Annotated in this window: 27 protein-coding genes; 11 read left to right on the top strand and 16 right to left on the bottom strand. The window is 69.9% G+C overall.

The window, feature by feature from the left end; genetic code table 11:
• Position 1: 1 nt before the first annotated feature.
• The 5 genes from ACFVUT_RS00545 to ACFVUT_RS00525 all read right to left on the bottom strand — a co-directional run bounded on the left by ACFVUT_RS00545 (position 2) and on the right by ACFVUT_RS00525 (position 3,976).
• Entirely contained in the window at positions 2–631 is a 630-nt protein-coding gene (locus ACFVUT_RS00545) for a hypothetical protein (protein ID WP_389641958.1), read from the bottom strand.
• Complete coding sequence (locus tag ACFVUT_RS00540; RefSeq protein WP_389641955.1) at positions 628–1,008, bottom strand: hypothetical protein; 381 nt, start codon at positions 1,006–1,008, stop codon at positions 628–630. Before ACFVUT_RS00540 ends, ACFVUT_RS00545 begins: the two co-directional genes overlap by 4 nt.
• Positions 1,009–1,029: 21 nt before the next feature.
• Entirely contained in the window at positions 1,030–2,004 is a 975-nt protein-coding gene (locus tag ACFVUT_RS00535) for an acetylxylan esterase (RefSeq protein WP_389641953.1), read from the bottom strand.
• Between the two features lie 227 nt (positions 2,005–2,231).
• Entirely contained in the window at positions 2,232–2,720 is a 489-nt protein-coding gene (locus ACFVUT_RS00530; protein WP_389641950.1) for a TetR-like C-terminal domain-containing protein, read from the bottom strand.
• A complete protein-coding gene (locus tag ACFVUT_RS00525; RefSeq protein ID WP_389641947.1) occupies positions 2,717–3,976 on the bottom strand; it encodes an MFS transporter in 1,260 nt (419 codons plus the stop codon). Before ACFVUT_RS00525 ends, ACFVUT_RS00530 begins: the two co-directional genes overlap by 4 nt.
• Before the next feature lie 96 nt (positions 3,977–4,072).
• Between ACFVUT_RS00525 and ACFVUT_RS00520 the strand changes: the two genes are divergently transcribed.
• A complete protein-coding gene (locus ACFVUT_RS00520; RefSeq protein WP_389641944.1) occupies positions 4,073–4,525 on the top strand; it encodes a winged helix-turn-helix transcriptional regulator in 453 nt (150 codons plus the stop codon).
• 382 nt (positions 4,526–4,907) lie between these two features.
• Entirely contained in the window at positions 4,908–5,975 is a 1,068-nt protein-coding gene (locus ACFVUT_RS00515) for a PP2C family protein-serine/threonine phosphatase (RefSeq protein WP_389643559.1), read from the top strand.
• 147 nt (positions 5,976–6,122) lie between these two features.
• On the opposite strand, the gene ACFVUT_RS00510 is transcribed toward ACFVUT_RS00515, so the two are convergent.
• From ACFVUT_RS00510 to ACFVUT_RS00495, 4 genes are all read right to left on the bottom strand, one after another.
• The gene (locus ACFVUT_RS00510; protein WP_389641941.1) at positions 6,123–7,346 is read right to left on the bottom strand and encodes an aromatic acid exporter family protein; all 1,224 of its coding nucleotides are present in this window, start codon (positions 7,344–7,346) and stop codon (positions 6,123–6,125) included.
• A gap of 94 nt (positions 7,347–7,440) precedes the next feature.
• A complete protein-coding gene (locus ACFVUT_RS00505) occupies positions 7,441–7,566 on the bottom strand; it encodes a hypothetical protein (protein ID WP_389641939.1) in 126 nt (41 codons plus the stop codon).
• A gap of 154 nt (positions 7,567–7,720) precedes the next feature.
• A complete protein-coding gene (locus ACFVUT_RS00500; RefSeq protein ID WP_389641936.1) occupies positions 7,721–8,647 on the bottom strand; it encodes a carbohydrate kinase family protein in 927 nt (308 codons plus the stop codon).
• 209 nt (positions 8,648–8,856) lie between these two features.
• The gene (locus ACFVUT_RS00495; RefSeq protein WP_389641933.1) at positions 8,857–10,443 is read right to left on the bottom strand and encodes a glutamate synthase subunit beta; all 1,587 of its coding nucleotides are present in this window, start codon (positions 10,441–10,443) and stop codon (positions 8,857–8,859) included.
• Between the two features lie 325 nt (positions 10,444–10,768).
• On the opposite strand from ACFVUT_RS00495, the gene ACFVUT_RS00490 reads away from it, so the two are divergent.
• Both ACFVUT_RS00490 and ACFVUT_RS00485 read left to right on the top strand, forming a co-directional pair.
• Positions 10,769–11,218: a hypothetical protein gene (locus ACFVUT_RS00490; RefSeq protein WP_389641931.1), complete on the top strand. Its 450-nt coding sequence runs from the start codon at positions 10,769–10,771 to the stop codon at positions 11,216–11,218.
• A 106-nt stretch (positions 11,219–11,324) separates the two neighbouring features.
• Positions 11,325–12,533, top strand: coding sequence for an MFS transporter (locus ACFVUT_RS00485; RefSeq protein ID WP_389641928.1), 1,209 nt, complete (start codon positions 11,325–11,327; stop codon positions 12,531–12,533).
• Between the two features lie 142 nt (positions 12,534–12,675).
• Here ACFVUT_RS00485 and ACFVUT_RS00480 read toward each other — a convergent pair whose 3' ends face one another.
• The 4 genes from ACFVUT_RS00480 to ACFVUT_RS00465 are packed head-to-tail and all read right to left on the bottom strand — an operon-like array spanning position 12,676 to position 16,149.
• Positions 12,676–13,920, bottom strand: coding sequence for a cytochrome P450 (locus ACFVUT_RS00480; RefSeq protein WP_389641925.1), 1,245 nt, complete (start codon positions 13,918–13,920; stop codon positions 12,676–12,678).
• Positions 13,917–14,927 (bottom strand): amidohydrolase family protein, encoded by a 1,011-nt coding sequence (locus ACFVUT_RS00475; RefSeq protein WP_389641922.1) that lies wholly within the window; start codon positions 14,925–14,927, stop codon positions 13,917–13,919. Before ACFVUT_RS00475 ends, ACFVUT_RS00480 begins: the two co-directional genes overlap by 4 nt.
• Positions 14,924–15,814, bottom strand: coding sequence for an NAD(P)-dependent oxidoreductase (locus ACFVUT_RS00470; RefSeq protein WP_389641919.1), 891 nt, complete (start codon positions 15,812–15,814; stop codon positions 14,924–14,926). Before ACFVUT_RS00470 ends, ACFVUT_RS00475 begins: the two co-directional genes overlap by 4 nt.
• On the bottom strand, positions 15,811–16,149 hold the full coding sequence (locus ACFVUT_RS00465) for an antibiotic biosynthesis monooxygenase family protein (protein WP_389641916.1): 339 nt from the start codon (positions 16,147–16,149) through the stop codon (positions 15,811–15,813). Before ACFVUT_RS00465 ends, ACFVUT_RS00470 begins: the two co-directional genes overlap by 4 nt.
• Positions 16,150–16,643: 494 nt before the next feature.
• On the opposite strand from ACFVUT_RS00465, the gene ACFVUT_RS00460 reads away from it, so the two are divergent.
• Positions 16,644–16,799 carry a hypothetical protein gene (locus tag ACFVUT_RS00460; RefSeq protein ID WP_389641913.1) on the top strand — a complete coding sequence of 52 codons (156 nt, stop codon included), beginning with the start codon at positions 16,644–16,646 and terminating at the stop codon, positions 16,797–16,799.
• Positions 16,800–16,974: 175 nt separating this feature from the next.
• Here the strand turns inward: ACFVUT_RS00460 and ACFVUT_RS00455 are convergent, their stop codons facing one another.
• Positions 16,975–17,904, bottom strand: coding sequence for an LLM class F420-dependent oxidoreductase (locus ACFVUT_RS00455; RefSeq protein WP_389641910.1), 930 nt, complete (start codon positions 17,902–17,904; stop codon positions 16,975–16,977).
• A gap of 339 nt (positions 17,905–18,243) precedes the next feature.
• On the opposite strand from ACFVUT_RS00455, the gene ACFVUT_RS00450 reads away from it, so the two are divergent.
• Together ACFVUT_RS00450 and ACFVUT_RS00445 are read left to right on the top strand one after the other, a co-directional pair.
• Positions 18,244–19,272 carry a sporulation protein gene (locus tag ACFVUT_RS00450; protein WP_389641907.1) on the top strand — a complete coding sequence of 343 codons (1,029 nt, stop codon included), beginning with the start codon at positions 18,244–18,246 and terminating at the stop codon, positions 19,270–19,272.
• Complete coding sequence (locus ACFVUT_RS00445; RefSeq protein ID WP_389641905.1) at positions 19,272–19,499, top strand: twin-arginine translocase TatA/TatE family subunit; 228 nt, start codon at positions 19,272–19,274, stop codon at positions 19,497–19,499. Before ACFVUT_RS00450 ends, ACFVUT_RS00445 begins: the two co-directional genes overlap by 1 nt.
• 180 nt (positions 19,500–19,679) lie before the next feature.
• Here the strand turns inward: ACFVUT_RS00445 and ACFVUT_RS00440 are convergent, their stop codons facing one another.
• Positions 19,680–20,612, bottom strand: a complete 933-nt coding sequence (locus ACFVUT_RS00440) for an SRPBCC family protein (protein ID WP_389670888.1) — start codon at positions 20,610–20,612, stop codon at positions 19,680–19,682.
• Between the two features lie 34 nt (positions 20,613–20,646).
• Positions 20,647–21,390 (bottom strand): histone protein, encoded by a 744-nt coding sequence (locus ACFVUT_RS00435; RefSeq protein ID WP_389641899.1) that lies wholly within the window; start codon positions 21,388–21,390, stop codon positions 20,647–20,649.
• Positions 21,391–21,513: 123 nt separating this feature from the next.
• Here ACFVUT_RS00435 and ACFVUT_RS00430 point away from each other — a divergent pair, with 123 nt between their 5' ends.
• From ACFVUT_RS00430 to ACFVUT_RS00415, 4 genes are read left to right on the top strand one after another with little or no spacing between them, the layout of a single operon-like run.
• Positions 21,514–21,834, top strand: coding sequence for a gas vesicle protein (locus tag ACFVUT_RS00430; RefSeq protein WP_389643556.1), 321 nt, complete (start codon positions 21,514–21,516; stop codon positions 21,832–21,834).
• 32 nt (positions 21,835–21,866) lie between these two features.
• Entirely contained in the window at positions 21,867–22,337 is a 471-nt protein-coding gene (locus ACFVUT_RS00425) for a gas vesicle structural protein GvpA (protein ID WP_389641896.1), read from the top strand.
• Positions 22,338–22,340: 3 nt separating this feature from the next.
• Complete coding sequence (locus tag ACFVUT_RS00420) at positions 22,341–23,054, top strand: GvpL/GvpF family gas vesicle protein (protein ID WP_389641893.1); 714 nt, start codon at positions 22,341–22,343, stop codon at positions 23,052–23,054.
• A gap of 10 nt (positions 23,055–23,064) precedes the next feature.
• Positions 23,065–23,325 carry a gas vesicle protein GvpG gene (locus tag ACFVUT_RS00415; protein ID WP_389641890.1) on the top strand — a complete coding sequence of 87 codons (261 nt, stop codon included), beginning with the start codon at positions 23,065–23,067 and terminating at the stop codon, positions 23,323–23,325.
• The last annotated feature ends 6 nt before the right edge of the window (positions 23,326–23,331 follow it).

Genomic DNA, 23,331 nt, shown 5'->3' with positions numbered 1-23,331 from the left:
TTCAGCCGGCCGCCCGCAGGAGCGCCAGCAGCACGGCCGCGCACACCACGCCCGCCACCAGAGTCCCGATGCCGGCCGGCCGGCCGCCGACACGGCTGTTCACCGCCGCAGGCGGGGAAAAAGTGTTCGCGCGGGCCAGCCATTCGCGCGGCGGGTTGTTGGGGATGACGACCCGCCAGGGCTGTTCGGGGTCGTACTCGACGACCGCCCGGGACCGGTGCAGCAGGCCCTGTACGTCGAGGGGGTGGCGGACCACGATCCGGTACGCGGGGAGCTTGTCGGGAACGACGGTCAGATCGAAGGCGAAGACCGATTCCACCGCCTGCCCGTCCGAAGCCGTCCGGCCGGTCTTCTTGTTCACGGCTTTCACGCCCTCGACCACGGCGGGTGCGAAGGCGCGCGGTCCGCCGGAGCGCAGTTCGCTGAGCGCGGTGCCCGTCCGGGCCGACTCGGCCGCATGGCCCAGAAGCGTCAGAACCAGGGCCGTCGCCGGCACACCCATGAGCAACAGCCAGCGGGGGCCGTCCATGGCGCCGTGAACCAGTGCGGCGAAGGCGAGGCCGGCGAACGGGGCGGCCACCAGCCTGAGCACGGTGAAGAACCTGCGCAGGGACGACAACGAGCGGTTCATGTCGGGTTCAGCAGCTTTCGGCGGGGAACGGCGACCCGGGTGCGGGCGGGATCGTCGGGGCGGTCGGCGTCGTACACGGCGAGGACGTCACGCCGGAGAGCGATGCGTTCCACGACGGCCGGAACCTCATGGCGCACTCCCTCCGTGTCGTCGAAGACCACCGTGACCTCGCCGTAGTTGCGGCCCACGGACCGCCAGCCCCTCAGCACCGCCCCCGCCGTGCTGGAGCGGCGGAAGAGCCTGCGCAGGCCCGCGGTACGCCGCAGGCTCACCGCGGCGCCCCACCAGGCGGCGAGGCACCCCGCACCCGCCGCGGCCCACAGGAAGGTGAGCCACTCGGAGACGGTGAACCGGCCGAGCGGAAGGATCCACACCACGCGGCCGGGCGGCGCCGGGGCTCATCGCCTCCGGTCGAGGACCTCCGGTACCCAGCGGAGCTGGGCGGCCTCCTGGAACATGGCACCGCCCTCGTGCCCGTTGAACGGGTAGACCTTGATCTCCTTCTCGCCCGGGTACGCGTTGTGGGCGGCGAAGACCGTGGAGGGCGGGCAGGTCTGGTCCATCAGCGCGGCGGAGAAGAGCGCGGGGGCGCGGCCCCGGGCGGCGAAGGACACCCCGTCGAAGTACGACAGGGTGCGCAGGACGGTGTCCTCCTTGCCGCGGTGCATCCCGAGGTAGCGGGCTATCTCCGCGTACGGGTTGGCGTCGGTGAGGGTGACGGCCCGCCCGAAGTGGCACAGGAACGGTACGTCGGCGGCGACGGCGGCCAGGTCGGGGACGAGACCGCCGACGGCGAGGCTGATGCCGCCGCCCTGGCTGGCTCCGAGCGCCACCGTGCGGGCGGGGTCGGCGAGCGGGTGGGAACGGGCCGCTTCGACGGCGCGCACGGCATCGGCGTAGACGCGGCGGTAGTAGTAGTTCTCGGGGTCCTCGATGCCACGGGTCATGAAGCCGGCGTGGGAGGGGGCCGAGCCGACCGGGTCGGGGGTGTCGCCGACGTTGCCGCCGCTGCCCTGACCGCGCACGTCCATGATGAAGTGGGCGAAACCGGCCAGCGGCCACATGCCCCAGCAGTGCGGGAGGCTGCGGCCTCCGTTGTAGCCGTGGAACTGGACGATCAGCGGGAGCGGGCCCTCGGCGTGCGCGGGGGCGCTGAACCAGCCCTTGATCGGGTGGCCGCCGAAACCGGCGAACGTGGTGTCCCAGGTGCGCAGTCCGGTCAGCCCGGTGTCGACCGGTTCGAAGGAGACCGCGGGGTCATGGGCCCGGGTCTCGGCGAGGGTTCTGGACCAGAAGGCGTCGAAGTCGTCCGGTTCGTCGATCTGCGGCCGGTAGGCGCGGAGTTCATGGAGCGACAGGTCGAACTGGGCCATGGTGGGGCTCTCCTCATGGTGCGGCATGGAGCGGCGGGGCCGGGCACTGTCAGGCGCCCCGGCCCCGCGTGTTCACGGGTGGATCAGTGTGTCAGCCGGACGGTTCGCGGTCCGTCGGCCCTCCGGGAGTCCTGGCGGTGCACACGTCCCGCTCCCAGCCGCGCGACTGCCGCTCCCGCATGGGACGAACCGGAACGCCCCTTCCAAGACCCTGACGTTCGTTCGCGTCAGCGTGTCGCGGACTCGCGCGCTGCGGCTGTGGGGGTGAGGACGAGGGGAAGGAAGAGGGTGTCGACAATCTCTTCGAGGGTGGCGTCGGAGGCAGGGGTGTTGGTGGTGAGCAGTTCGTGGCGCAGGAGGTCGAAGGGGAGGGACATCATGCGGTCGGTGACGTGCTCGGGGTCGATCTCGCCCCGCTCGGCGGCGCGGTCGAAGATGGTGGCGACGGTGGAGCGGCGTCCTGCGTGGAGGTGATCGCGCAGGTCGGCGGGGGTGGTACCGGTCTCCTGGTAGTAGGCGGCGAGCTGGATGAGCTCTTGTGCGGCGGCCGTCGGTCCCCGGCCATGCCACGTCTCAAGGCGTTGGCGTCCTGCCCGGCTCGTAGTCCTGGCCGTTGCCTTGATGGTGGAACAGTCGGCGGACCAGGAAGTGGCGTAGTGGTCCTTGAGGGGGAGGCGGTGACGTCGTTGCGCCTTGCCCCCCGAGGGACGCTTCACGATGAAGAAGCCACCTTGGCGGCGGGGTCCGGGGTGCTGTGCCGAGTGAACGCCCACAGCACGAGCCCGAGGCAGCTGAACGCGGCACCCAGTACGCATACGGCGCCCCAGCCGGCTGCCGCGTAGAGGAAGGTCGCGGCGATGGCACCGGTGGCGCTGCCGACCGAGTAGAAGACCATGTATCCGCCGATCAGCCGACTGCCCGCGTCCGGGCGCAGCGCGTAGATCAGGGTCTGGTTGGTGACATGGACCGCCTGCACGGCGAGATCGAGAAGGATCACCCCGACGACCAGGGCCCAGAGCGAGCTGCGGGTGAAGGCCAAGGGCAGCCACGAGGCGGCGAGCAGTGCCAGGGCGATGCCGGTGGTCCGCCGGGAGAGTCCACGGTCGTTCAGGCGGCCCGCCACGGTCGCGGCCAGGGCGCCGACGACACCGATCAGCCCCAGCGCCCCGATCGCGCTGTGGGACAGGAAGTACGGGGCCTCGCTGAGCGGCAGCGCGACGCTGCTCCACAGGGTGCTGAAGGCGGCGAAGATCAGCAGACCGAACAGGGCCCGGAGCCGCAGCAGTCGTTCCTGTGCGAACAGGGTGATCGTGGAGCGCAGGAGCTGTCCGTGGCGCAGGGGCGTCGGCGGGGCGTCGCTGTGGCGCGGCAGCACTCGGTGCAGGACCAGGGCGAGCAGAGCGGTGAGCGACGCCGAGGCGAGATAGACGGAGCGCCAGCCCGCGAGATCGGCCACAAGACCGGATGCGGTGCGGGCGAGCAGGATTCCGATGACCACGCCGCTGGTGACCTGACCGACGATCCGTCCGCGCCCGGCGGGAGGGGCCAGTGATGCCGCGAAGGCCACCAGCGTCTGCGTGACGACCGCGAGAAGCCCCGTCGCGGCCATGCCCGCGAGCAGCATCGCCGCCGTGTGTGCGGCGGCCACCACCACCAGTGCCGCCACCAGGAGCAGCAACTGGGCCACGATGAGCCGTCTGCGGTCGACCACGTCGCCCAGCGGCACGAGGAAGAAGAGCCCCAGCCCGTATCCGACCTGCGTGAGGGTGACCACGCTGCCGACAAGTGCCGGGCTCATGGCGAGGTCGTGACCCATGGTCACCAGGAGCGGCTGGGAGAAGTAGACGTTGGCCACCGCGGCGCCGCAGGCGACGGCGAACAGTATGACGACGCCGCGGGACAGGGCGGGCGGGGAACCTTCCTCGCTTCGGGCCTCGGCCTGTCGTGTCACAGCCTCACCGTTGCCGGGCATCAGCACCCCTCCGTCCACCTGGTTGCATCTTGCTACCAGTGGTGACCGTAAGCCTTTTGGTAGCATGTTGCAACCGTTGTGAGAGTGAGGGACGCCATGGTGACCAGGACGCGCTTCGACGACAGCGAATGCCCCGTTGCCCGGTCGGTGGACGCGATCGGCGACTGGTGGTCCCTGCTGATCGTGCGGGACGCCTTCGACGGAAGCCGGCGCTTCGGGGAGTTCCAGCGCAGCCTCGGCGTGGCGAAGAACATCCTCACCGCGCGTCTGCGCACCCTGGTCGCCGGTGGTGTCCTCGAATCCGTCCCCGCCTCGGACGGCAGCGCCTACCGCGAGTACGTACTGACTCCGAGGGGAAGGGCCCTCTTCCCCGTCATCGTGGCGCTGCGGCAGTGGGGCGAACAGAACTTCTTCGCCCCCGGTGAACCGCACTCACAGTTGGTCGACCGCCGGCAGGGACAGCGCCTCCACCCGCTGGAAGTACTGTCCGCGGACGGGCGACGGCTGAACCCCGACGACACCACCGTCCACAAGGTCTCCGCCCGGTGATCTGAGCCGGAGACCCGTGCCGACGCGCCGCTCTGACCGATGATTCCGGGGCCTGGCGGGGCGGGGCCTGGCGGGGCGGGGCCTGGCGGGGCGGGGCCTGGTGCAGGGCCTGGTGCAGGGCAGCCCGTTGCTCCGGTTCCTCCGGCCCGACCGGATGAACGGCGCGAAGAGGTGCGTCGCGCGCTGCGGAAGGCGTCCGAAAGAACCCACCGTCCGCATCGACGCAGATGGACGCAGCGTGACGACGCAGGCGGCCGGGCCCTACCGATCAGTCGTTCAATGAGCGGCGGCGGGCGGCGTGAGGTAAGCCAGAAGCATGGCTTGGAGGCGGTTGCTGCAGTCGTTCCGCGAATCCCGAGGACGCAGGAACGCGCTCTTGACGATGCCGTTCGTGCTGATCGCCGTTGTCACGGTGGTGGACATCATCTCGCCACCGAACGTCCAGCTCAGCCCGTTCCTCGTAGCGGCGCCCGCGGTGGCGGCCTCGTTCACCGGGCCACGCATGACCGCCTTCGTCGGTGTCGTCGCCGTACTGGCCCAGTCCCTGGTGGCCCTCACGCATGCCAGTTTCAACGACCTCAACCACACCTACCAGATCGTCGCGCTCGTGCTCATCTCCGCCGTTGTGACCCTCTTCGCCCACTTGCGAGAACGGAACGAACAGGCGGTGAACCGACTGCGTTCGGTGGCCGAGGCGGCCCAGCGCGTGGTGCTGCGTCCGTTGCCCGCGCGCAGTGGCCCGCTGCGCATCTCGTCGGTCTATCTGGCCGCGGAGGAGGAGGCGCAGATCGGGGGCGACCTCTACGCGGCCGCCCGCACCCGCGACGGAACCCGCCTGATCATCGGTGATGTGCGCGGCAAGGGGCTGGCTGCGATCGGCGAGGCGGCCAGCGTGCTGGGGGCTTTCCACGCCCTCTCCCGCCAGGAGACGCAGCTGCCCGATCTGGTGGCCCATCTGGAGGTGAGCATCGCACCCGATGAGAACGGTGCCGCCGACGGAGGTGAGCAGAAGGACGAGGAGGAGAACCTTGCGGAGTCCTTCGTCACCGCTGCCGTTCTCGACATCCCCGATTCCGCCACCGAAATCCGTCTGGTCAGCTGCGGTCATCCACCGCCGCTCGTGCTGCGTGCCGGAGAGGTGATCCCGCTCGATGTGCGTGTGCCCGCCCTTCCGCTCGGTCTGACGCACCTGCTGGTCACCGAGCACCACGCGGAGACCTTCCCCTTCGATGTCGGCGACACTCTGCTTCTCTACACGGACGGTGTCATCGAGTCCCGGGACCGGTCAGGGGCCTTCTATCCGCTCCGGGAGCGGGCCGCTTCGCGGTGCGGCCAGGCTCCGGACACGCTGCTGAAGTCGCTCTGTGACGATCTCGTCCGGCACGCCGGCGGCCGCCTCGGCGACGACGCGGCGCTGGTCGCCGTCGAACGCCTTCCGGCTTCCGGATAATGGCCCAAGCCCAAGCCCGTACCTGTCAGGCCCGTACCTGTCAGGCCCGAACGTGTCAGGCCCGAACTTGTCAGGCCCCTACCCGTCGGGTCCATACCTGTGAGGCCCATACCCGTCATGCCTGGCCCTGCCGGGACCGGCCGCCGCTCAGCCGCGGTTGCCGCTCAGGCCCGATGTGCCCCGCAGCCGGCGCGATACGGCGCGCAGCCAGGGATGGCGTTCGTGCAGGTGTGCCGAGCGCCGGTCGAGCTCCGCACCAAGGCGTTCCGTCCGCTTGTCGATGTCGAGCTCGTCCAGGATCCGGTCGACCTCCGCGAGCAGCGCACCGTGCAGCTGCCACTGCCGGGGATGCTCCTGGACGTCTTCGAGAAGCAGGTGCGCCACCCGGTCCCTGGTCGCGCGGCTGACGGTCAGTGCGTGGGCGAGCCGGTCCTCCGCCTCCTCGGCGTTCTCCGCGACCGGCGTGGTGATCAGCTCCGAGAAACTCTCGATGGCACCGGCCATCTGTCCGAACAGTTCCGTCAGGGATTCGGCCACATCGGCGGGGAACAGCGTCTCCTCGGTCCTGGCCTTGGCCAGGTCCGTCAGGGTGCGGGACAGCACCCGCAGCACCACGGCACAGATCTCCAACGTGTCCAGACCGGTGCGCAGCACGACCCGGTACAGCAGCCCCTGCCGGACACGCGGATTGAACGTGAGCCCCTCCTCCGCCTGCCGCAGCGAGGCGTCGACCTCCACGATGTCGTGGTCCAGTCGGCGCGCTTCGTGGAGCCGGTCGGCCGCGCGCCGGACCGGGATGTGGCCGCTCACGTCCTCCCCCATCGCCCGGAGCATGCCTCCCATCGCGCGGGCCAGGCTGTCGATGGAGGTGCCGGCCGACTGCACCCACACCGGCGGTGCGAAGAGCAGGTTGAACAGCATTCCCACGCCCGCGCCGATCAGCGTCTCCAGCACGCGGTCCCACGCCGTGTTGGCGACCTGCGAGACACCCAGGACGAGCATCGCGCTGATCGCCACCTCGGGTACGAACTCGTCGACCCGCACGAGTCGCCCGATGATGAGCGAGGCGAAGATCGTGAGCCCGAGGCTCCACCAGCTGAGTCCCACCAGGGAGCTGAGCACGCCGGCGATGAGCACGCCGACGACGACGGAGTTCACCCGGCGGATGCCCGTGGTGAGGGTCGCGTAGAGGGTGACCTGTACGACGAGGAGCGCGGTGAGCGGCGCCGTGAGGGGCGCCGGATGCGGAAGGGTCCACACCGCCACGGCGTAGGCGATGACGGCAGCCGCCGTGGAGCGCAGGGTCTGCGCTCCGACGGGCTCGGTCGTGCGCCGGACAAGGTTGATCACGGGTGCGGATACTCGTGCCATCTCCTTCCCATGCCCGCCCGTACGCCGCCACAGCGCCTCGGCCCACCGAACCCCACCGGACGGACGTGCCAAGGGCTGTCACGCCCTTCCTGGATCACGTCACCACTCCCACCGTGCTTGCCGACCGGTCGGGCGCGTCGGGGTGGTGGTGTGCGGGGCGGTCCGGCGCCAACACCTCGTGGCGGCTGCCGTGCAGGGCGGGGCGCATGTTGCCGCTCATCCCGCCGTCGATCAGGACACCCGGTGGGCCGGGTGTCCTCGTGGGGCGCGGCGGGCCGGGTGTCCTCGTGGGGCGACACGCAGCACACCGGGCGTGCCGCCCCGGGCCGCGTGTCGCGTGGTCGCTGCCCGAGGCGTCCAGCCCGTTCCGAGGGCTACCGAACCCCGTTCCTGACCTGCTCCGATGCCAGAAGGGCGGCTTCGGAGACGAGGGCGGTGGATCCCGGAGCCGTGCAGGCGTGGGCACCCGCCACCGCTCCGAGGTGAGCACAGTCCAGGACGTTCCGGCCGGTGAGTCTCCCGTAGAGGAACCCGGAGACGAAGGCGTCACCCGCACCGTTGGAGTCCACCACGGGTGCGGGCGGGGCGGTTGCCGGGACGTGGTGCGGCACCGAACCGCCGTCTCGGGTAAGGACGTACGAGCCGTCCGCACCCGCCGTGACGACGCCGGTGTCCGCCCGGCCCTCGCGGATGATCTCGCGCATCAGCGCGATGGCGTCCTCTCCCACGCCCGCCGCGCTGAGGAAGACGAGGTCGGAACGGAGCGCGAACTCCCGGTGGTGGTCGGACAGTCCGTCCCAGTCGTGCAGATCCGTGGAGACAGGGAGGCCGAGTTCCTCGATGTCGTCGTAGAGGAAGCGCGCGAAATTCATGATGGAGAGGTGGACATGTCGGGTGCGCCGCAGCCGGGGGAGGTAGAAGTCCCGCGGCATGCGCAGTTCGGCCGGGTCACGGCTGTCGTAGAAGGACATCCGGCGTCCGGTCGCGTCCACCAGGTTGACCGCGCGGCGGGTGCCCGCGGGAGAGATCAGCGGGGCGAACTCCACGTCCCCCTCGGCCAGCCGCTCACGCACCTGCGCGCCCGTCCAGTCGTCGCCGATGCAGTCGAGCAGGGCGACGTCGAGGCCGAGCGCCCGGATTCCGAGGGCCACGTTCCCTCCGGTGTGGCCCGGCCATTCCTCGATCGGACCGACGTGGACCGAGTCGGCCGCCGGGACCGGCAGGGAGTCGACACGGACCACCGTGTCCACCCCGCTGCCTCCGACCACCAGGACGTCGTACTCCGCTGGTTGCTGGGTCATCATTCCGCCTCTCCGGCTCCCGCCGCGGCCCAGTATGACGTGGCTGCGAGACACGGTTTCCCAGCCGTCCGCGCGTGGATTCCCCGCGAGCCCCCGCGCCCGGCGGATTCCGCCCCCGCCGCGTGCCCCGCCCCGCCCCCGTCTCCGCCGCGTGCCCCGCCCCGTCTCCGCCTTCGGCTCTGCGTCCTGTGCCCTGCGCCGTGCACGTGTCAGGCGACCAGCGGGCGGTCCTGCGGACCGATGGGCGCCGGAAGCGCCGTGGCGCCGCTCAGATAGCGGTCTGCCGCAGCCGCGACGGACCGTCCCTCGGCCAGGGCCCACACCACGAGGGACTGACCGCGGCCCGCGTCACCGGCGATGAACACCCCGCCGGTCCCGGTACGGGCCGGCCGCCCGGCCGATTCGATTGTTTCGGCGGTCTCCGCCCGTTCAGTCGTTTCGGCGGACCCGGCCCCCGTCGCGTCGACGGATTCGGCGATCTCAGCGGTCTCGGCGGCGAAGGCGGCGTTCCGGGCGAAGTTCCCCCGGTCGTCCAGCGTGAGCCCGAGCTGCCGCATCAGGCCGGTGTCCCGCTCGGGACCGAAGAAGCCCAGGGCGAGCAGAACCAGATCCGCCGGGATCACACGCTCCGTCCCCGGCCGCGGCCTCCTGCCTTCGGGCTCCACCTCCGCCAGGCGCAGCGCGCGCACTCGGCCCGACCGGTCTCCTTCGAAGCTGAGGGTGCCGCAGGAGAAGACTCTCGGATCCGCCCCCTCCTGCCCCCTGGCCTCCTCATGAGCGTGGGATATCCGGTAGACCTTCGGATACACGGGCCACGGCTCGGTGTCCCTCCGGGTGTCACCGGGTTCCGGATGGATGTCCAGCTGCACCACGGAGGCGGCGCCCTGACGCAGGACGGTGCCCAGACAGTCCGAGCCGGTGTCCCCGCCACCGATGATCACCACATGTCTGCCCTCGGCGGAGACCACGGGGACATCGCGGTCCCCCTGCGCGACCCGGTTGGCGAGGGTCAGATAGTCCATCGCCTGGTGGATGCCCAGGAGCTCACGGCCGGGGACGGACAGTTCCCGCCGCCCTGTGGCTCCGACGGCGATGACGACCGCGTCGTGTCGTTCCGTGAGCTCGCCGGCGTCGAGATCGCTGCCGACATCCACGCCGGTACGGAAGGTGGTGCCCTCCGCCCGCATCTGCTCGATACGGCGGTCCAGGTGGTGCTTCTCCATCTTGAACGCGGGAATGCCGTACCGCAGCAGCCCACCGATGCGGTCGGCCCGCTCGTAGACGGCGACGGCGTGACCGACGCGGGTCAGCTGTTGCGCCGCCGCCAGCCCCGCGGGGCCGGAGCCGATGACGGCGACGGTCTTGCCACTGAGCCGTCCGGGCGGCTGCGGAGTCGCGTACCCGCGCGCCCAGATCTCGTCGGCGATCGCCTGTTCCACATTCTTGATCGTCACCGGATCGGCGTTGATGGTGAGCACGCAGGCGTCCTCACACGGTGCCGGGCACAGTCGCCCGGTGAACTCCGGGAAGTTGTTCGTCGCGTGCAGTCGCTCGGCCGCTGCCCACCAGTCGCCCTTCCTCGCGTACGCGTTCCACTCGGGGATGAGATTTCCCAGCGGGCAGCCGCTGTGGCAGAACGGTATGCCGCAGTCCATGCAGCGCCCCGCCTGCTCGGACACGAGCGGAAGCCGGGCCTGCCCGGCGTAGACCTCGTTCCAGTCGCTCAGCCGTTCCTCGACGGGGCGCGCCGGGACGGGCCGACGGGGCGTCTTGAGGAAGCCGTGGGGGTCGGTCATACGCCGCCTCCGTCACTCGACTCGCGGTGCACAGGCGTTACGGCCAGACTACGCCCGCACACCGCGACGGCCACGTGCTCGGGACAACGGCTCTCGCGCGATCCAGAGACGCTCCCCGGGACTCCCGGAGACGTGGTCGGCGCCCGGTCGACCGCACAGGTGGTGCATGTCCGGCGACGGTCGTAGCGTCGACTCAGGAACAACCGCTCACACGGGGGCGCCCACCACCGTCGACCGCTTCCGGCACACAGCCCGCGGCGTACGGGGCGGCTCGGGCGCACCGGGAGAGTCGCCCGCGCTCGGAAGAGGCAGCTGGGGAGCCGATATGCAAGGAAACAAGTTCACCACAGCGGTCATGCTGTGTGCCGTCACAGTGCTCGCGGCTGCAGCGGTACCGGCATCCGCGTCCGCGTCCGCCGCTGCGGCGCCCGAATCGTCCCGGGCCGTGGCCGTCGACTGCTTCTCGCATTCGCAGGTTCGCCCCGGCGACTTCCTGATCGCCTGCGGGGACGGCAACAACCGCCTCATCGCACTCCGGTGGACCGACTGGGGGCGCACCGGTGCCGAGGGCAGAGGGCTCGACGCGGTGAACGACTGTCAGCCGTACTGCGCCGCTGGCACGTTCCACTCCTATCCCGTCGTCGTGAGGCTCGACCGCCCGCAGTCCTGGGAGAAGCATCCGGAGCTCAAGCACTTCACCCGGCTGCAGCTCACGTACACCGGCGAGAGGCCGTCGCAGACGCCGCGGAACGTGACGTACGCGCTCTGGGACTGACGATTCGCACGATCCCGCGGATCCGTCCCGCCACCCGCCGGCCCGGGGTGCCTCGCCCCCTCGTGCCGGGCCTCCGCGCCCGGGTGCCGCTCGTGGGGTGGCGCGCGTGACCGTTCCCGAGAGGGCAGTGGACGCAGGCGACGGTCGTCGACCGGGCTACGCGGCGGCGGCCGTGGTCTTCGCCATCGGGATGGCCGGAACCACGCTGCCCACGCCGTTGTACGGGCTCTACCAGGAACAGATCGGGTTCTCCGAACTGGTGGTGACCGTGGTCTTCGCCGTGTACGCGGTGGCGGTCATCACCGTGCTTCTGGTGATGGGGAACTACTCCGACGCCGTGGGCCGCAGGCCGGTGCTCATGTGCGCCATGGTTCTGTCGGCCGCGAGTGCGGGCTGCTTCCTCCTGGAGAATGGCCTGCCGCTGCTCTTCGTGGGACGGCTCCTGTCCGGCTGTGCGGCCGGCCTCCTCAGCGGCGCGGCGACGGCGGCCGTCATCGAGCTGGCCGGCCCGGGCCAGAAGGCGCGGGCCGGGTTCGCCGCCACCGCGGCGAACATGGGCGGTCTCGGCTGCGGACCGCTGCTGTCCGGCCTTCTCGCGCAGTACACGCCGTGGCCGCTGACGCTGCCGTTCTGGACCCACCTGGGGCTGGTGGCGGTGGCGTGTGTGGTCACCTGGTACCTCCCGGAGACCGTCGCGGAGCCGAAACGCCTGCCCCGGCTGACACCGCAGGGAGTCACGGTGCCGCCCGAGGTGAAGGGTGTGTTCACACCGGCCGCACTCGCGGCGTTCGCCGGTTTCGCGCTTCTCGGGTTGTTCACCGCGGTCGCGCCGAGTTTCGCCGCGCGGACGCTGGGTGTGCGCAACCTGGCTGTTTCGGGCGCCGTGGTGTTCTGCGTCTTTCTCGCGTCGACCGCCGGGCAGTCCCTGACACAGTGGATCGGCGCGCGCCGGGCGCTTCCCGCGGGATGCGGCATCCTCGTCGTGGGCCTGCTGCTGGTGGCGTCGTCGCTGATCGCCGAGTCCCTGCCCCTGCTCGTCCTGGGGGCCCTGTGCGGCGGCACCGGCCAAGGTCTGGCCTTCCGCGGGGCACTGACCCTGGTCAGCGACGCGGCCCCGGTGCAGCGGCGTGGCGGCACCATTTCCGCGTTCTTCGTCGTCGCCTACACCGGGATCTCGGTACCGGTGGTCGGGGTCGGCGCCATGGCCACCTGGCTGGGGCTGCGCCAGGCCGGGCTGGTCTTCACGGGCTGCGTGATCCTGCTGGCGGCGGGTGCGGGCGCGTACGCTGCGCGCAGGCCGCCGGCGGGGGCGTGAACGGTCACGGCAGTGGTCGGAACGCCGGCGCCGGCCGCGCCCGGAACCGAGCACCCCGAGGCGTCAGGGCCGCCCCGGGGTGTCCGGGGCGGCCCTGACGACGGGACCGGTGTCCTTTGGCCGGTGTCCTCACACCGCCAGGTCACGATCCGGCGGGCTTGAGTACGACGGGCAGCTCCGCGAGACCGCGGAAGGCCGGGAACGGAACCTCCATCCAGGGCGCCTCACACTCGGGGTCCGCCAGTGCCACCTTCGGGAACCGGCTGAACAGGCCCGTGAGCGCGAGTTGCGTCTCCAGCCGGGCCAGGGACGCTCCCAGGCAGTAGTGGATGCCGTGTCCGAAGCCAAGATGGGCACGGAGCGCGGGCTCGGGCCGGCTCACGTCGAACTCGTCCGGAGCATCGAATTTCAGCGGGTCGCGGTTGGCCGAACTGAGCGCGATCTGAACCAGGGAGCCCTTCGGGATCCGTGTCCCCGCGATCTCCACGTCCTCGGTCGCGTGGCGGAAGGTCGCGCTCTCCACCGAGCCGTCGAAGCGGATCAGTTCCTCCACCGCCTGTTCGACCAGCTCCGGGTTCCCCTGCACGGCGCGGAGCTGCGCGGGGTGGGTGAGGAGATGGTGGACGGCGTTGCCGAGTAGGTAGGCGGTCGTCTTGTGACCGGCGAACATCAGCAGAAACGCGGTCGAGATCAGCTCCTGCTCGGTGAGCCCGCCGTTCTCGTCCCGTGCCGTGACGAGCGCGCTGAGCAGGTCCTCACCGGGACGGCCGCGTTTGCGGGCGATGAGATCCGCGAAGTACGCGTGCAGCTTCTCCTCCGCCTCCTGCTGCGCCTGTTTGGACTCCTTGCTGAATCCTGTCTGCGCCACCGTGGTGGACAGGCGTTGCAGCTCCGGCCGTTCGTCGGGCGACACACCGAGCAGTTCGCAGATCACGATGATCGGCAGCGGGAACGCGAACGCGGGCAGCAGGTCGACCGGTGTCCGTGTTTCGCAGTTGTCCAGCAGCGTGTGGACGATGTCCTGGATCCGCGGCCGCAGCGCCTCCACGCGGCGCGGGGTGAACGTGGAACCGACGACCTTGCGCAGCCGGGTGTGCTTGGGCGGGTCGGAGTTGAGCATGTGGTCGTCCAGAGCCAGGGACGAGTCACCGAAGATCCTTCGGTAGGCGTCCTCGGCCCCGTACATGTCCTTGCTCAACCGCGGATCGGCCAAGGCCGCCCGGGCGTCCGCGTACCGCGTGATCAGGTACGTGTCGATGCCGTGCGGCGGTCGCATGGGGCAGACGGGGGCCGTTTCCCTGAGGCTCGCGTAGACCGGGTACGGGTTCCGCCGGAACTCGGGTGTGCACCGCTCGGCCGCGGTGGCCGGATCCTCCACTGTGGTCACGGACGGCTCCTGAGGTCGAAGAGCGCCTCGGCGTTGCCGCCGAGGATGAGCTGCTGGGAAGCCTTGTCGATCGGCAGCTTCTCGATCAGGCGCTTGAGCTCCTGCAGCGGGACGGACATCGGCGGCGAGTCGGTGCCGAACAGCATCCGTTCCGGCCCCAGCACCTCCGCGTTGAGGCCCAGGTGCGTCGGGCTGAACGTGCTGGTGTCGACGTACATGCGCTGGAGCGCACCGCCCGGGTCGGCCGTCGGCGGACCGGAGGCCGGCGGTGCGGCCGAGGCCGGCGCCGGTGCGGAAGGGGGCGCCGGGGACGAGGACGGCGCTGCCGGCTTGCCCCCGCCCCAGTGCCGGGGGCGCGCCGCGGTCTGCAGGCGTTCGGGCAGCAGGGCCATCGCGCCGCCGCCGGTGGCACCGATCAGCCGCAGGTCCGGATACTTGTCCAGCCATCCCGCGAACGCGATCATCGCCATGCTCATGGTGAGGTCGCCGAACCGGCCGATCTGTTCCACGAAGCCGAGGTCGTCGACCCGGTCCGTGCCGATCGGTTCGGCGGGGGCGTGCACGAGGACCGGCACTCTGGCCTCGGCCGCCAGCGCGAAGAAGGAGTCGGCCCGCGGGGAGCCGAGCAGTTCTCCGTGAACGCTGGAGGTGGTGATCAGGCCGACGAAGGCGGGATCCGCCAGCGTCTCCCGGACGCCTTCCAGGTGATCGTCGTCGCCGAACGGGTTCGCGTACACGTACCCCCGCAACTGCTCCGGGAAGGAACCGATCAGCCCCGACATCCAGGCGTGGAAGCTTCGGAGCCGGTCTCGTGGCTGGGCGTAGTTGTCGACGCCCGGCACCCTTGCCATCGCGCCGGCGCCGACCGGGCTGCCGATGATGGTGAGGTCGATCCCGGCCTCGGCGCGGGCGGCGAGCATTCCGTCGACGTCGGTCAGGCTGGGAGGCATGGGGAAGCGTCGGGCGGCCTCCGGAGGGGACAGATGTCCGTGGATGTCGATGATCACGTGTGCGTTCCCGGGTTCGGTGTGAGGGCGTGGGCGACCGCGACGCAGTCCTCGTCGCCGTGTCCCTGGTCGATGGCGCGGACGTGGGTCCGCGCGGCTGCGGCGACGAGAGGGAGCCGCAGTCCGGCCGTCGCGGCCTGGTCCGCGGCGAGCAGCAGGTCCTTGGCCATCAGGCTGAGACGGAAGTCGGGCTTGTCGAAGCGCCCGGCGGCCAGCCGCTTGGACTTGAACGACATGACGGGCGAGGCGAAGCCGCTGCCCGCGATCGTGCTCAGGACGAGCTGCCGGTCGAGTCCGGTGGCGACGGCCAGTTCGACGGCCTCGGCCAGGGCCTGTACCTCGATGCCCATCAGCAGGTTGAGGAGCAGCTTCATCCGCATGCCGGAACCGAGTTCGCCGAGGTGGACGACCTCCTTGCCCAGCAGTTCGAGCAGCGGCCGCCCGGCGGTGAAGACCCGTTCCTCCCCGCCGACGAACAGCCGCAGCTCGCCGTTGCGGGCGTGTTCCCGGTTGCCGAGCATGCCGACGTCCAGGACGGAGTGCAGGTCGCCGGTCAGACGGAGGACCTCTTCGGGGGCGACCGTGCTGGCGCAGACCAGGGCGCCGGGGTACGAGCCCCTGCTCAGCATCCCGTTCGGTCCGTGCAGCACGGTGGAGAGGGCTTCGCCGTCGGTGACCGTGCAGATGGTGGCGCTCGTGCCCTCTACGGCATCGGCCGGATGTGCGGCGGCCACGGCGCCGGCCCGGGTGAGCGGTTCGGCCCGCTCCGCGGTGCGGTTCCAGACACGCACCTGAACGCCCTGCTCCAGAAGGCGCGAGGCAAGACCGGTGCCCATCGTGCCGAGCCCGAGGACGGCGACGGGGCCGGTGGTGGGGTGGTGCGTCATGCTTCCACCCCCACGGTCTCCTGGATGACCCGGTACCTGAGCGACTGGGTCTGGTCGACCCAGACGCGCAGCGGAGCCAGCAGGGCCCGGTGGTCCTCGCCCTGCTGCCAGGCGAAGAAGTGGGCGGGGGTCTCCCACTCGCTGGTGATCACCCACTGGCGGGAGTCGTCGATGGGCTCGCCCAGCCGGTCGATGATGTGTCCCGGCACGCTGGCGACGGACTTCCGGATGCGCTCGTACGCGTCCAGGAACCCCTGCTCACCGCCCTCGATGACGTGGACGGTGTAGACGACGGAAAGCGTGTCGGCCGAGCGGCCCTGCTGCTCGGTGTGCATGTCTCCTCCTGAGGGGTGGAATCGGGCAGAGCTCGATTCCACGGACTCATGGCCCCCGTGGCCACGCAACTGGGCCGTGGCCACGGCCCAATGGGGAGAAGGAGGCGTCCCGCGTTCGCCGACGCGGTCGGGTGAGACCCCCGGGGCCTGCCCGACGTCCACACGGAATCCGCTCGCGGGCTCCGGCGTCGGTCCGGCGTCCGCCGGAGGTCCACCGTCGGCCGACCGTGCGTCGTCAGTCGGAGGTCCGGCGAAGGAGCTCGCAGGCGCTCGAAACGGCCGCGACCCGACGCTGTCCGGGTCGGCGGGGTGGTCCAGGGTCCAGGAGGCCAGAGCGCCCCGACAGGCCCACGCGTAGTCGTCCCGCTCACGGCGCGTGCTGACGTGCCCGTGGACGGGAGTCCACGCGGAGACCCCGAGCACAGCCCGGGCTGCCGAACCGGCGAGGCGTTACGCTCATTTTGTATGCAAGTGTCCCGACCGTGGAGGCGGTCATGCGCGAGAACGAGGAGTACACGACGCCGTCGCAGGCAGAGGGCGAGCGTCTGGAAGAGGACATGAATCCGGCCGAGGAGCGGCACCCCGCCACGATGCGCACACAGCCGTCCCAGGCGGAGGGTGAGCGCGGCACCGAGGACACGGAGAGCTGACGGAAGCGGCACGGAGCCGGCCCCCTGCTGCCGCGCCCGCGGGCGCGGATGCGGCAGCAGGGGGCGTCCGGCAGCCCGAGGACGCGGCTGCCGGACGTGTTCCGGACGACACCGTTGCGGAACGACGTCAGACGCGACTGCCGGAGGGGTTCCGGACGGCGCCTTCGCGGAACCGTCAGACGCCCGCCGCACGCGCCGCTTCGTACACCTCGGTCGCCACATCGATCAGCTCCGCGGCGTCACGTGTCGTGCTCTGAAGGTCCAGCAAGATCTCTGTCACGCCCGTCCCGGCGTGCACCGCCAGGTCTTCGACGATCTGGGCCACGTTTCCCTGGAAGGGCTGTCGGCCCGTGCCCTCGAACGGCTTCGCGCTGTACCGCGCGTTGGCACGGGCGCAGACATCGATCGACCGTTCCCGACCGCGCTCGGCGGCCACATCCCGGACCCGCTGCCACTCCTCGGCCAGCCGGGCGGCCCCCGCCGCCACGGGCATCCAGCCGTCCGCCCGGTCCACCAGACGACGCGTGGCGCGCGGGCTGTTCGCGGGCAGGTAGACCGGGATGGGGCGAACCGGCTTCGGACCGACCTCGGACGGTGCGATGGTGGTCAACTCGCCCTCGTACTCGACAGGGTCCGGCCCCCAGACGGCCGCGCACACGTCCAGCAGCTCGTCCAGGACCGCGCCGCGACGCCCGAACGGCGCTACGGAGGCGGCCGCGTACTCGTCCAGGGACCATCCCGTGCCGAGCCCCGCGATCACTCGCCCGCCGCTCGCGACGTCCAGCGAGGCGAGCGACCGGGCCAGTTGGAACGGCACGTGCAACGGTGCGACCAGGACGCTGGTGCCGAGCCGGGCCCGGTCGGTGGATGCTGCGGCCATCGTGAGCGTGACCAGCGGATCGGCGACACTGCGGTACTGGTCGGGCCACGGCAGGCCCGGTACGCCGTACAGCCCTTGGGTGGCAGGCTCGGGGAACAGGACGCGCTCGAAGACCCACAGACTCGCGTATCCGGTCTCCTCCGCCGCGCGTGCCACGGTGGCCACGTCCCGGCCGATGTCGTACTGCTTCATCTGCGGGAGACCGAGACCGAGTGCGATCGTCATGTGTGTCCTCCTTCGTGATGACTGCAACGCAGCCAACGTAGGTCACCCCCTTGTTCGTGGACAGGATCACCACCGGAACGGGGGACGAGCACCGGAGCAGCAGTGGCGCGCCGGCACTCCGGAGTTACGGTAAAGGCACGGCAAAACGCGCTCGTCAAGCGGCTGCCCGGACCGTCTGGGCGATCTTTTTCGGACTTTCCCGCCCTCCAGGTCCACGAAGGTCTCGGAGCCCCGTCGCCCGCTCTATGCTTCTACACGCCTGTAGAGCGTGGGTGCCTGCCTTGACACTTCCGGGCTCCCTCGCGCCCCTCGTACGCACGTAAGGGAGTGAACGCCTCGATGGTGTTCAAACGACTGCTCGGCTCACTCGGTGTGGGCGGCCCGACCGTCGACACGGTCCTCACCGCAGGGGCTGCCGTCCCCGGCGGTCCCCTGTCCGGCCAGGTCCATCTCGTGGGCGGCAGCGCCGACTTCGACATCGAGCACATCACGCTGGAACTCGTGGCCCGGGTGGAGGCCGAGCACGAGGAGGGGGAACGGGAAGGCGTCGTCGTCTTCGACCGCTTCACCGTCGGCGGCGGCTTCCGGCTGGCCGAGGGCGAGCGGCGCAGCCTGCCGTTCTCGGTCGCACTGCCCTGGGAGACGCCGGTCACCGAGCTGTACGGGCAGGGCCTGGGCATCGTCCTCGGCATCCGCACGGAGCTGTCGGTGGCCGGCGCCAAGGACAAGGGTGATCTGGACCAGCTCACCGTGGGCGCGTTGCCGGTGCAGGAGGCGATCCTCGGAGCGTTCGGGCAGCTCGGATTCGGTTTCAAGTCCGCGGATCTGGAGTACGGCCGCATCGGTGGCACCAACCAGCAACTCCCCTTCTACCAGGAGATCGAGCTGACCCCGTCGCCGCAGTACGCGCACGCGGTCAACGAGATCGAGGTGACCTTCCTCGCCACCCCGGGCGGCATGGACGTCGTCCTGGAGGCCGACAAACGCGGCGGGCTCTTCTCCGGCGGGCACGACGCGCTCACCCGGTTCACGGTCGGCCACGACACGGACCCTCAGCGGGACTGGTGCGCGATCGTCGAATCCTGGCTGCGGGAGTTGATCGAGCACCGGTCGGCGTACGCGGCGGGTTCTGCCTACGGGCACGGCGATCCGTACGCCGGGCACCACCACGGCCACGGGCAGGGCCATGACGACGGGCACCGTCACGACGGGGGTCACCGGTCCGGCCCGGGCGTGGGTACGGCCATCGCGGTAGGCGCGGCCGGACTGGCGGTCGGCGTCGTCGGCGGGATGGTCGCCGCCGAAGTCGTCGACGAGGTCGGGGACTTCTTCGAGGGTGACGACGAGGACGAGGGCGGCGAAGACTGATGTTCGGAATCAGCGAGATCGCGATCATCCTGATCGTGGTCATACTCGTCCTGGGTGCCAAGAAGCTGCCCGACCTCGCGCGTTCGGCGGGCAAGTCGGCCCGCATCCTCAAGGCCGAGGCCAAGGCGGTGAAGGGGAACGAGGACGCGGAGGGAGAAGCCGGGGCTCCTCGCGTCATCCGCGGTGAGACCGTCGACCGGCGGGACTCCGGGGCCTCGGACCGGTAGAACTCCGGACCTCGCAGACACCGAAGGTGTGCCTTGAGCGCGGACGCCCGAGGCGCACCGAGGGAGGCTGCACAGGAGAACACGCGGCGCACCGGGCAGGTACCACAAAGTCAGCTGTTCAAAAGCGGGTTGGCGTCCCGGCCGGTGCGCGGGGCGAAGGACGTCCCGGCGCGCTGAGGGTCATCCTTCCTCCTCTTCGTACTCCTCCTCGTCTTCGTATTCCTCCTCGTCATCGTCGTCCGGAGCATCATCCTGTTCCGTCTCCCCTTCGTCGTCCCCCTCGGCCTCCTCGTCGTACTCCCCTTCGTCCTCCCCCTCGGCCTCTTCCTCGTATTCCTCTTCCCCCTCTTCCTCCTCCATGGCCTCTTCATGAGAGCGGACCACTTCACCGTCACGGATTTCCCCACGCCATCCTTCGACTTCCCCATCGGCGAAGGAGACGTAGCGCGCGAAATGCTTGAAGTCCAGGCGCAGGCGCCGCCCTTGAGCCCTCCAGAGGTTTCCGGTCTTCTCGAAGAATCCAGAGGGGTAGTACTCGACCACGAGCACGATCCGTGTCAGCGCGGGGCCCAGTTCATGGAAGCTGACACATCCGCGAGTCGTTCCTTTGGCACCTTCGGAAGTCCAGATGATGCGCTCGTCCGGCACCTGTTCCTGGATCGTGGCCTTCCAACCACGCGTCGAGGGACCGACCTTGGCCTTCCAGTCACTTTCGGTCTCGTCATGCCGCGACACACTGCGGACACCCTTGGTGAAGGTGCTGAACTTCTCGTACTGGGTCCAGTAGTCGTACGCCGTGCGGACCGGCACGCCCACGTCGAGCACTTCAAGGATGTTCATGGATTTGCCGCCGCCGGACTTACCGCCGCCGCCTCCCCCACCCATGAGGTCCTTGGCCTTGCCCAGCACGGACTCTTTGATCCCCTTGGCCTTGCCGCCTATGAGAGCCTTCATGATCCCGCCGCCGGAAAGCACACCGGAGAGCCCACCCCCGTTCTGGGCTACATCAAACAACTGATCGGTGAGGCCGGCTATTTTGTCTCCGGCCTTGTCCGCCAGGTTCCCCACCTCGGCGCCGACGTAGTCGACCAACTCGTCGCGCAGCAGCTCCATACCCGAGGCTTCTCTGCTTTTCGTGGCCATGGCCCTACCTCCGCCGTCCGGCCGTCTTCTTCGCGGCGGTCTTCTTCGCCGTAGCCTTCTTGGCCGGCGCCTTCTTGGCGGGTGCCCTCTTCGCGGGGGCCTTCTTGGCGGGTGCCCTCTTCGCGGGGGTCTTCTTCGCGGGGGCCCTCTTGGCGGGAGCCTTCTTCGCCGGGGGCTCGGCCTTCCGGGCCGGCTTCCTCTCGGGCCTCTTCGCAGCACGCTTCGCGGGTGCCGCCCGGGTGGCCTTCTTCGCAGGGGCCTTTCGCCGGCGCGGCGGCGCTTCCTCCTCGGACTCATCTTCCTCTTCGGGCTGTTCCTCCTCTTCCTCCCCTTCCTCCTCAGGCTCTTCCTCCTCCTCGGGCTCTTCCTCTTCCTCCTCCGCTTCAGGCTCTTCCTGCTCTTCTTCCTCCGGCTCTCCCTCTTCCTCTTCGCCCTTGTCAGCGAGGCGAAGTCTGCGATCGTGGAGCGAATCGGCCAGATCCGCGAGACGTTGGTCGAATGTGGCGGCGAGCGCCTGCCGTCCGGCGTCCAGCAGTTCCCCCCGAACCTGTTCGTTCAGCTCGGCGATCTGCGGAACATCCTTGAGTCGGCGCAGGCCTTCTGTAGCCAGCTGCTGCGGATCGAGCCCGAACCGTCTTCCGGCGAGATACGTCGCCATGGCGAAGGCGAGTCTTCCCTTCTTCGCGCGTCCGAGCACGTACCCACCCGCGACTGCGGCAGCGAGGGCGATCTTGGTCGTGTCGTTCATGAACTGATCCTTCCGGCATGAGCCATTGAGAAGGAGAGACGGGACACGGCGGGGCGCGATGAGACCGCCCGCACAGATGTCAGCTATGTCCCTATATGATGAAATTGTATGCGCGTGCATGGAATGCCGCCCCCTCCACATCGGAGGTCGATCGTGGCCGCAGAACCCGCCAAGCGGCGGTCAAGGACCAAGCCGGCAGCCGCCATGCGCGCTGCGGCGGAACAGCTGCAGGAGTTGCTCGGACGCCCCCCTGAATCGGTGTCGGCCCTGAAACCGACCGAGGACGGATGGACGGCCGATGTGGAGGTGCTGGAGCTGGAGCGCGTCCCTGCGACGACCAGCGTGATGGCCACCTATCGCGTAACACTGGACAGGGAGGGCGACCTGGTGGCGTACGAAAGAAGGCGTCGTTACACCCGAGGGCAAATCGACCGACGGGACTGAAAGCCACAGGCCGGCCGGTGAAGGGAGGCACCATGACCATGGTGCCGCAAGGCAGTGGCAGCGTATCGAGACCCAGTGGCAGCCTCTACGACGTCCTGGAACTCATTCTTGACCGCGGACTCGTCATCGACGTGTTCGTGCGTGTGTCACTCGTCGGAATCGAGATTCTGAAGATCGATGCCCGCATCGTCGTGGCCAGCGTCGATACGTACCTGCGCTTCGCGGAAGCCTGCAACCGCCTCGACCTCGAATCGGGCAGCAAGCAGCCGGCGCAGCTCACCGACATCGTCGGGGACACGCTGGAGAGCGGCGCACGCGGCAAGTCCAAGGGTGCTCTCACCGGTGCGGTGGAAGCCGTGACCGACACCCTCAAGGGTGGCCGGGAAAGCGACGCGGAGGACGAGGACGACGAAGGCGAGGAGGAGCGGAAGGAACCCGTGGAGAGGCACCGGCGACCGGCGCGGCGGCCCGCGCGACGCACGCGGGAACGCGAGGAGGAGTGAGCCATGGCCGTGTACGTCTACTCCATCGTCGGCGAGAAGCATCCGCTCCATCTCGACTCGATCACGGGGATCGGCGAACCGCCTTCGACTCTGCGCACGGTCACCGAGGGACCACTGCGTGCAGTGGTCAGCGACGCGCCGGAAGACCTGCGCCCCAAGCGGCGCGACATCACCGCGCATCATGAGGTCCAGAACCGCCTCATGGCGGACGGCGCGGTGCTGCCCTTGAGATTCGGCCTGACGGCGGAGGACGACGAAGCCGTACGAGCCGCACTGGAGGCCCGCGCCGCCGAGTACGTGGAGAGGCTTCAGACACTTGAGGGTTGCACCGAATACCACCTGAAGGTGGCGCAGGACGAGGAAGCCCTGCTGCGTCAGATCTTGCGGGATTCGGACGAGGCCCGGCAGCTCAACCGTGACATCCGAAGCGGCGGTGCCGGCCCCGATGCCTCGCTCGCGCTGGGTGAACTGGTCGCGAACGAAGTACAGGCGCGCCAGGACGCACTGGCCAAAGGTGTGATCGAGGCGCTCCGGCCGCTCGCCCGGGAACAGGAGATCTCGCAGCCGACCGGCAGTGATTTCCTCAGCGCCTCGTTCCTGGTGGCCGCGAGTCAGGAAGAAGGCTTCCTCACCACGGAGTTGAGCCTCGCCAACCAGATGGGGGACGAGTTCGACTTCCGGCTCAACGGCCCCCTCCCTCCGTACAGCTTCGTCTGAAGGACATCCGATGGGCCTGCTCACTCACCTCGTGACACTGCCCCTGGCGCCTGTGCGCGGCGTCGGCTGGGTGGTGGGCCGTGTCCTCGAAGCGGCCGAGAACGAGTACTACGACCCGGCGCCGGTGCAGCAGGCACTCGCAGCGCTGGAGGCGGACCTCCTCGCCGGGCGCATCGACGACGAGGAGTTCGACCGGAGAGAGGACGAACTCCTCGACCGGCTTGAGGAGATCACGGAGTACTGGCAAGGAACTGAGAGGCCGGGGCAGTGACCGATC

The sequence above is a fragment of the Streptomyces sp. NPDC058051 genome (assembly GCF_042885475.1).
Classification (GTDB): Bacteria; Actinomycetota; Actinomycetes; order Streptomycetales; family Streptomycetaceae; genus Streptomyces.
This window is presented reverse-complemented; position numbering and strand designations above follow the sequence as displayed.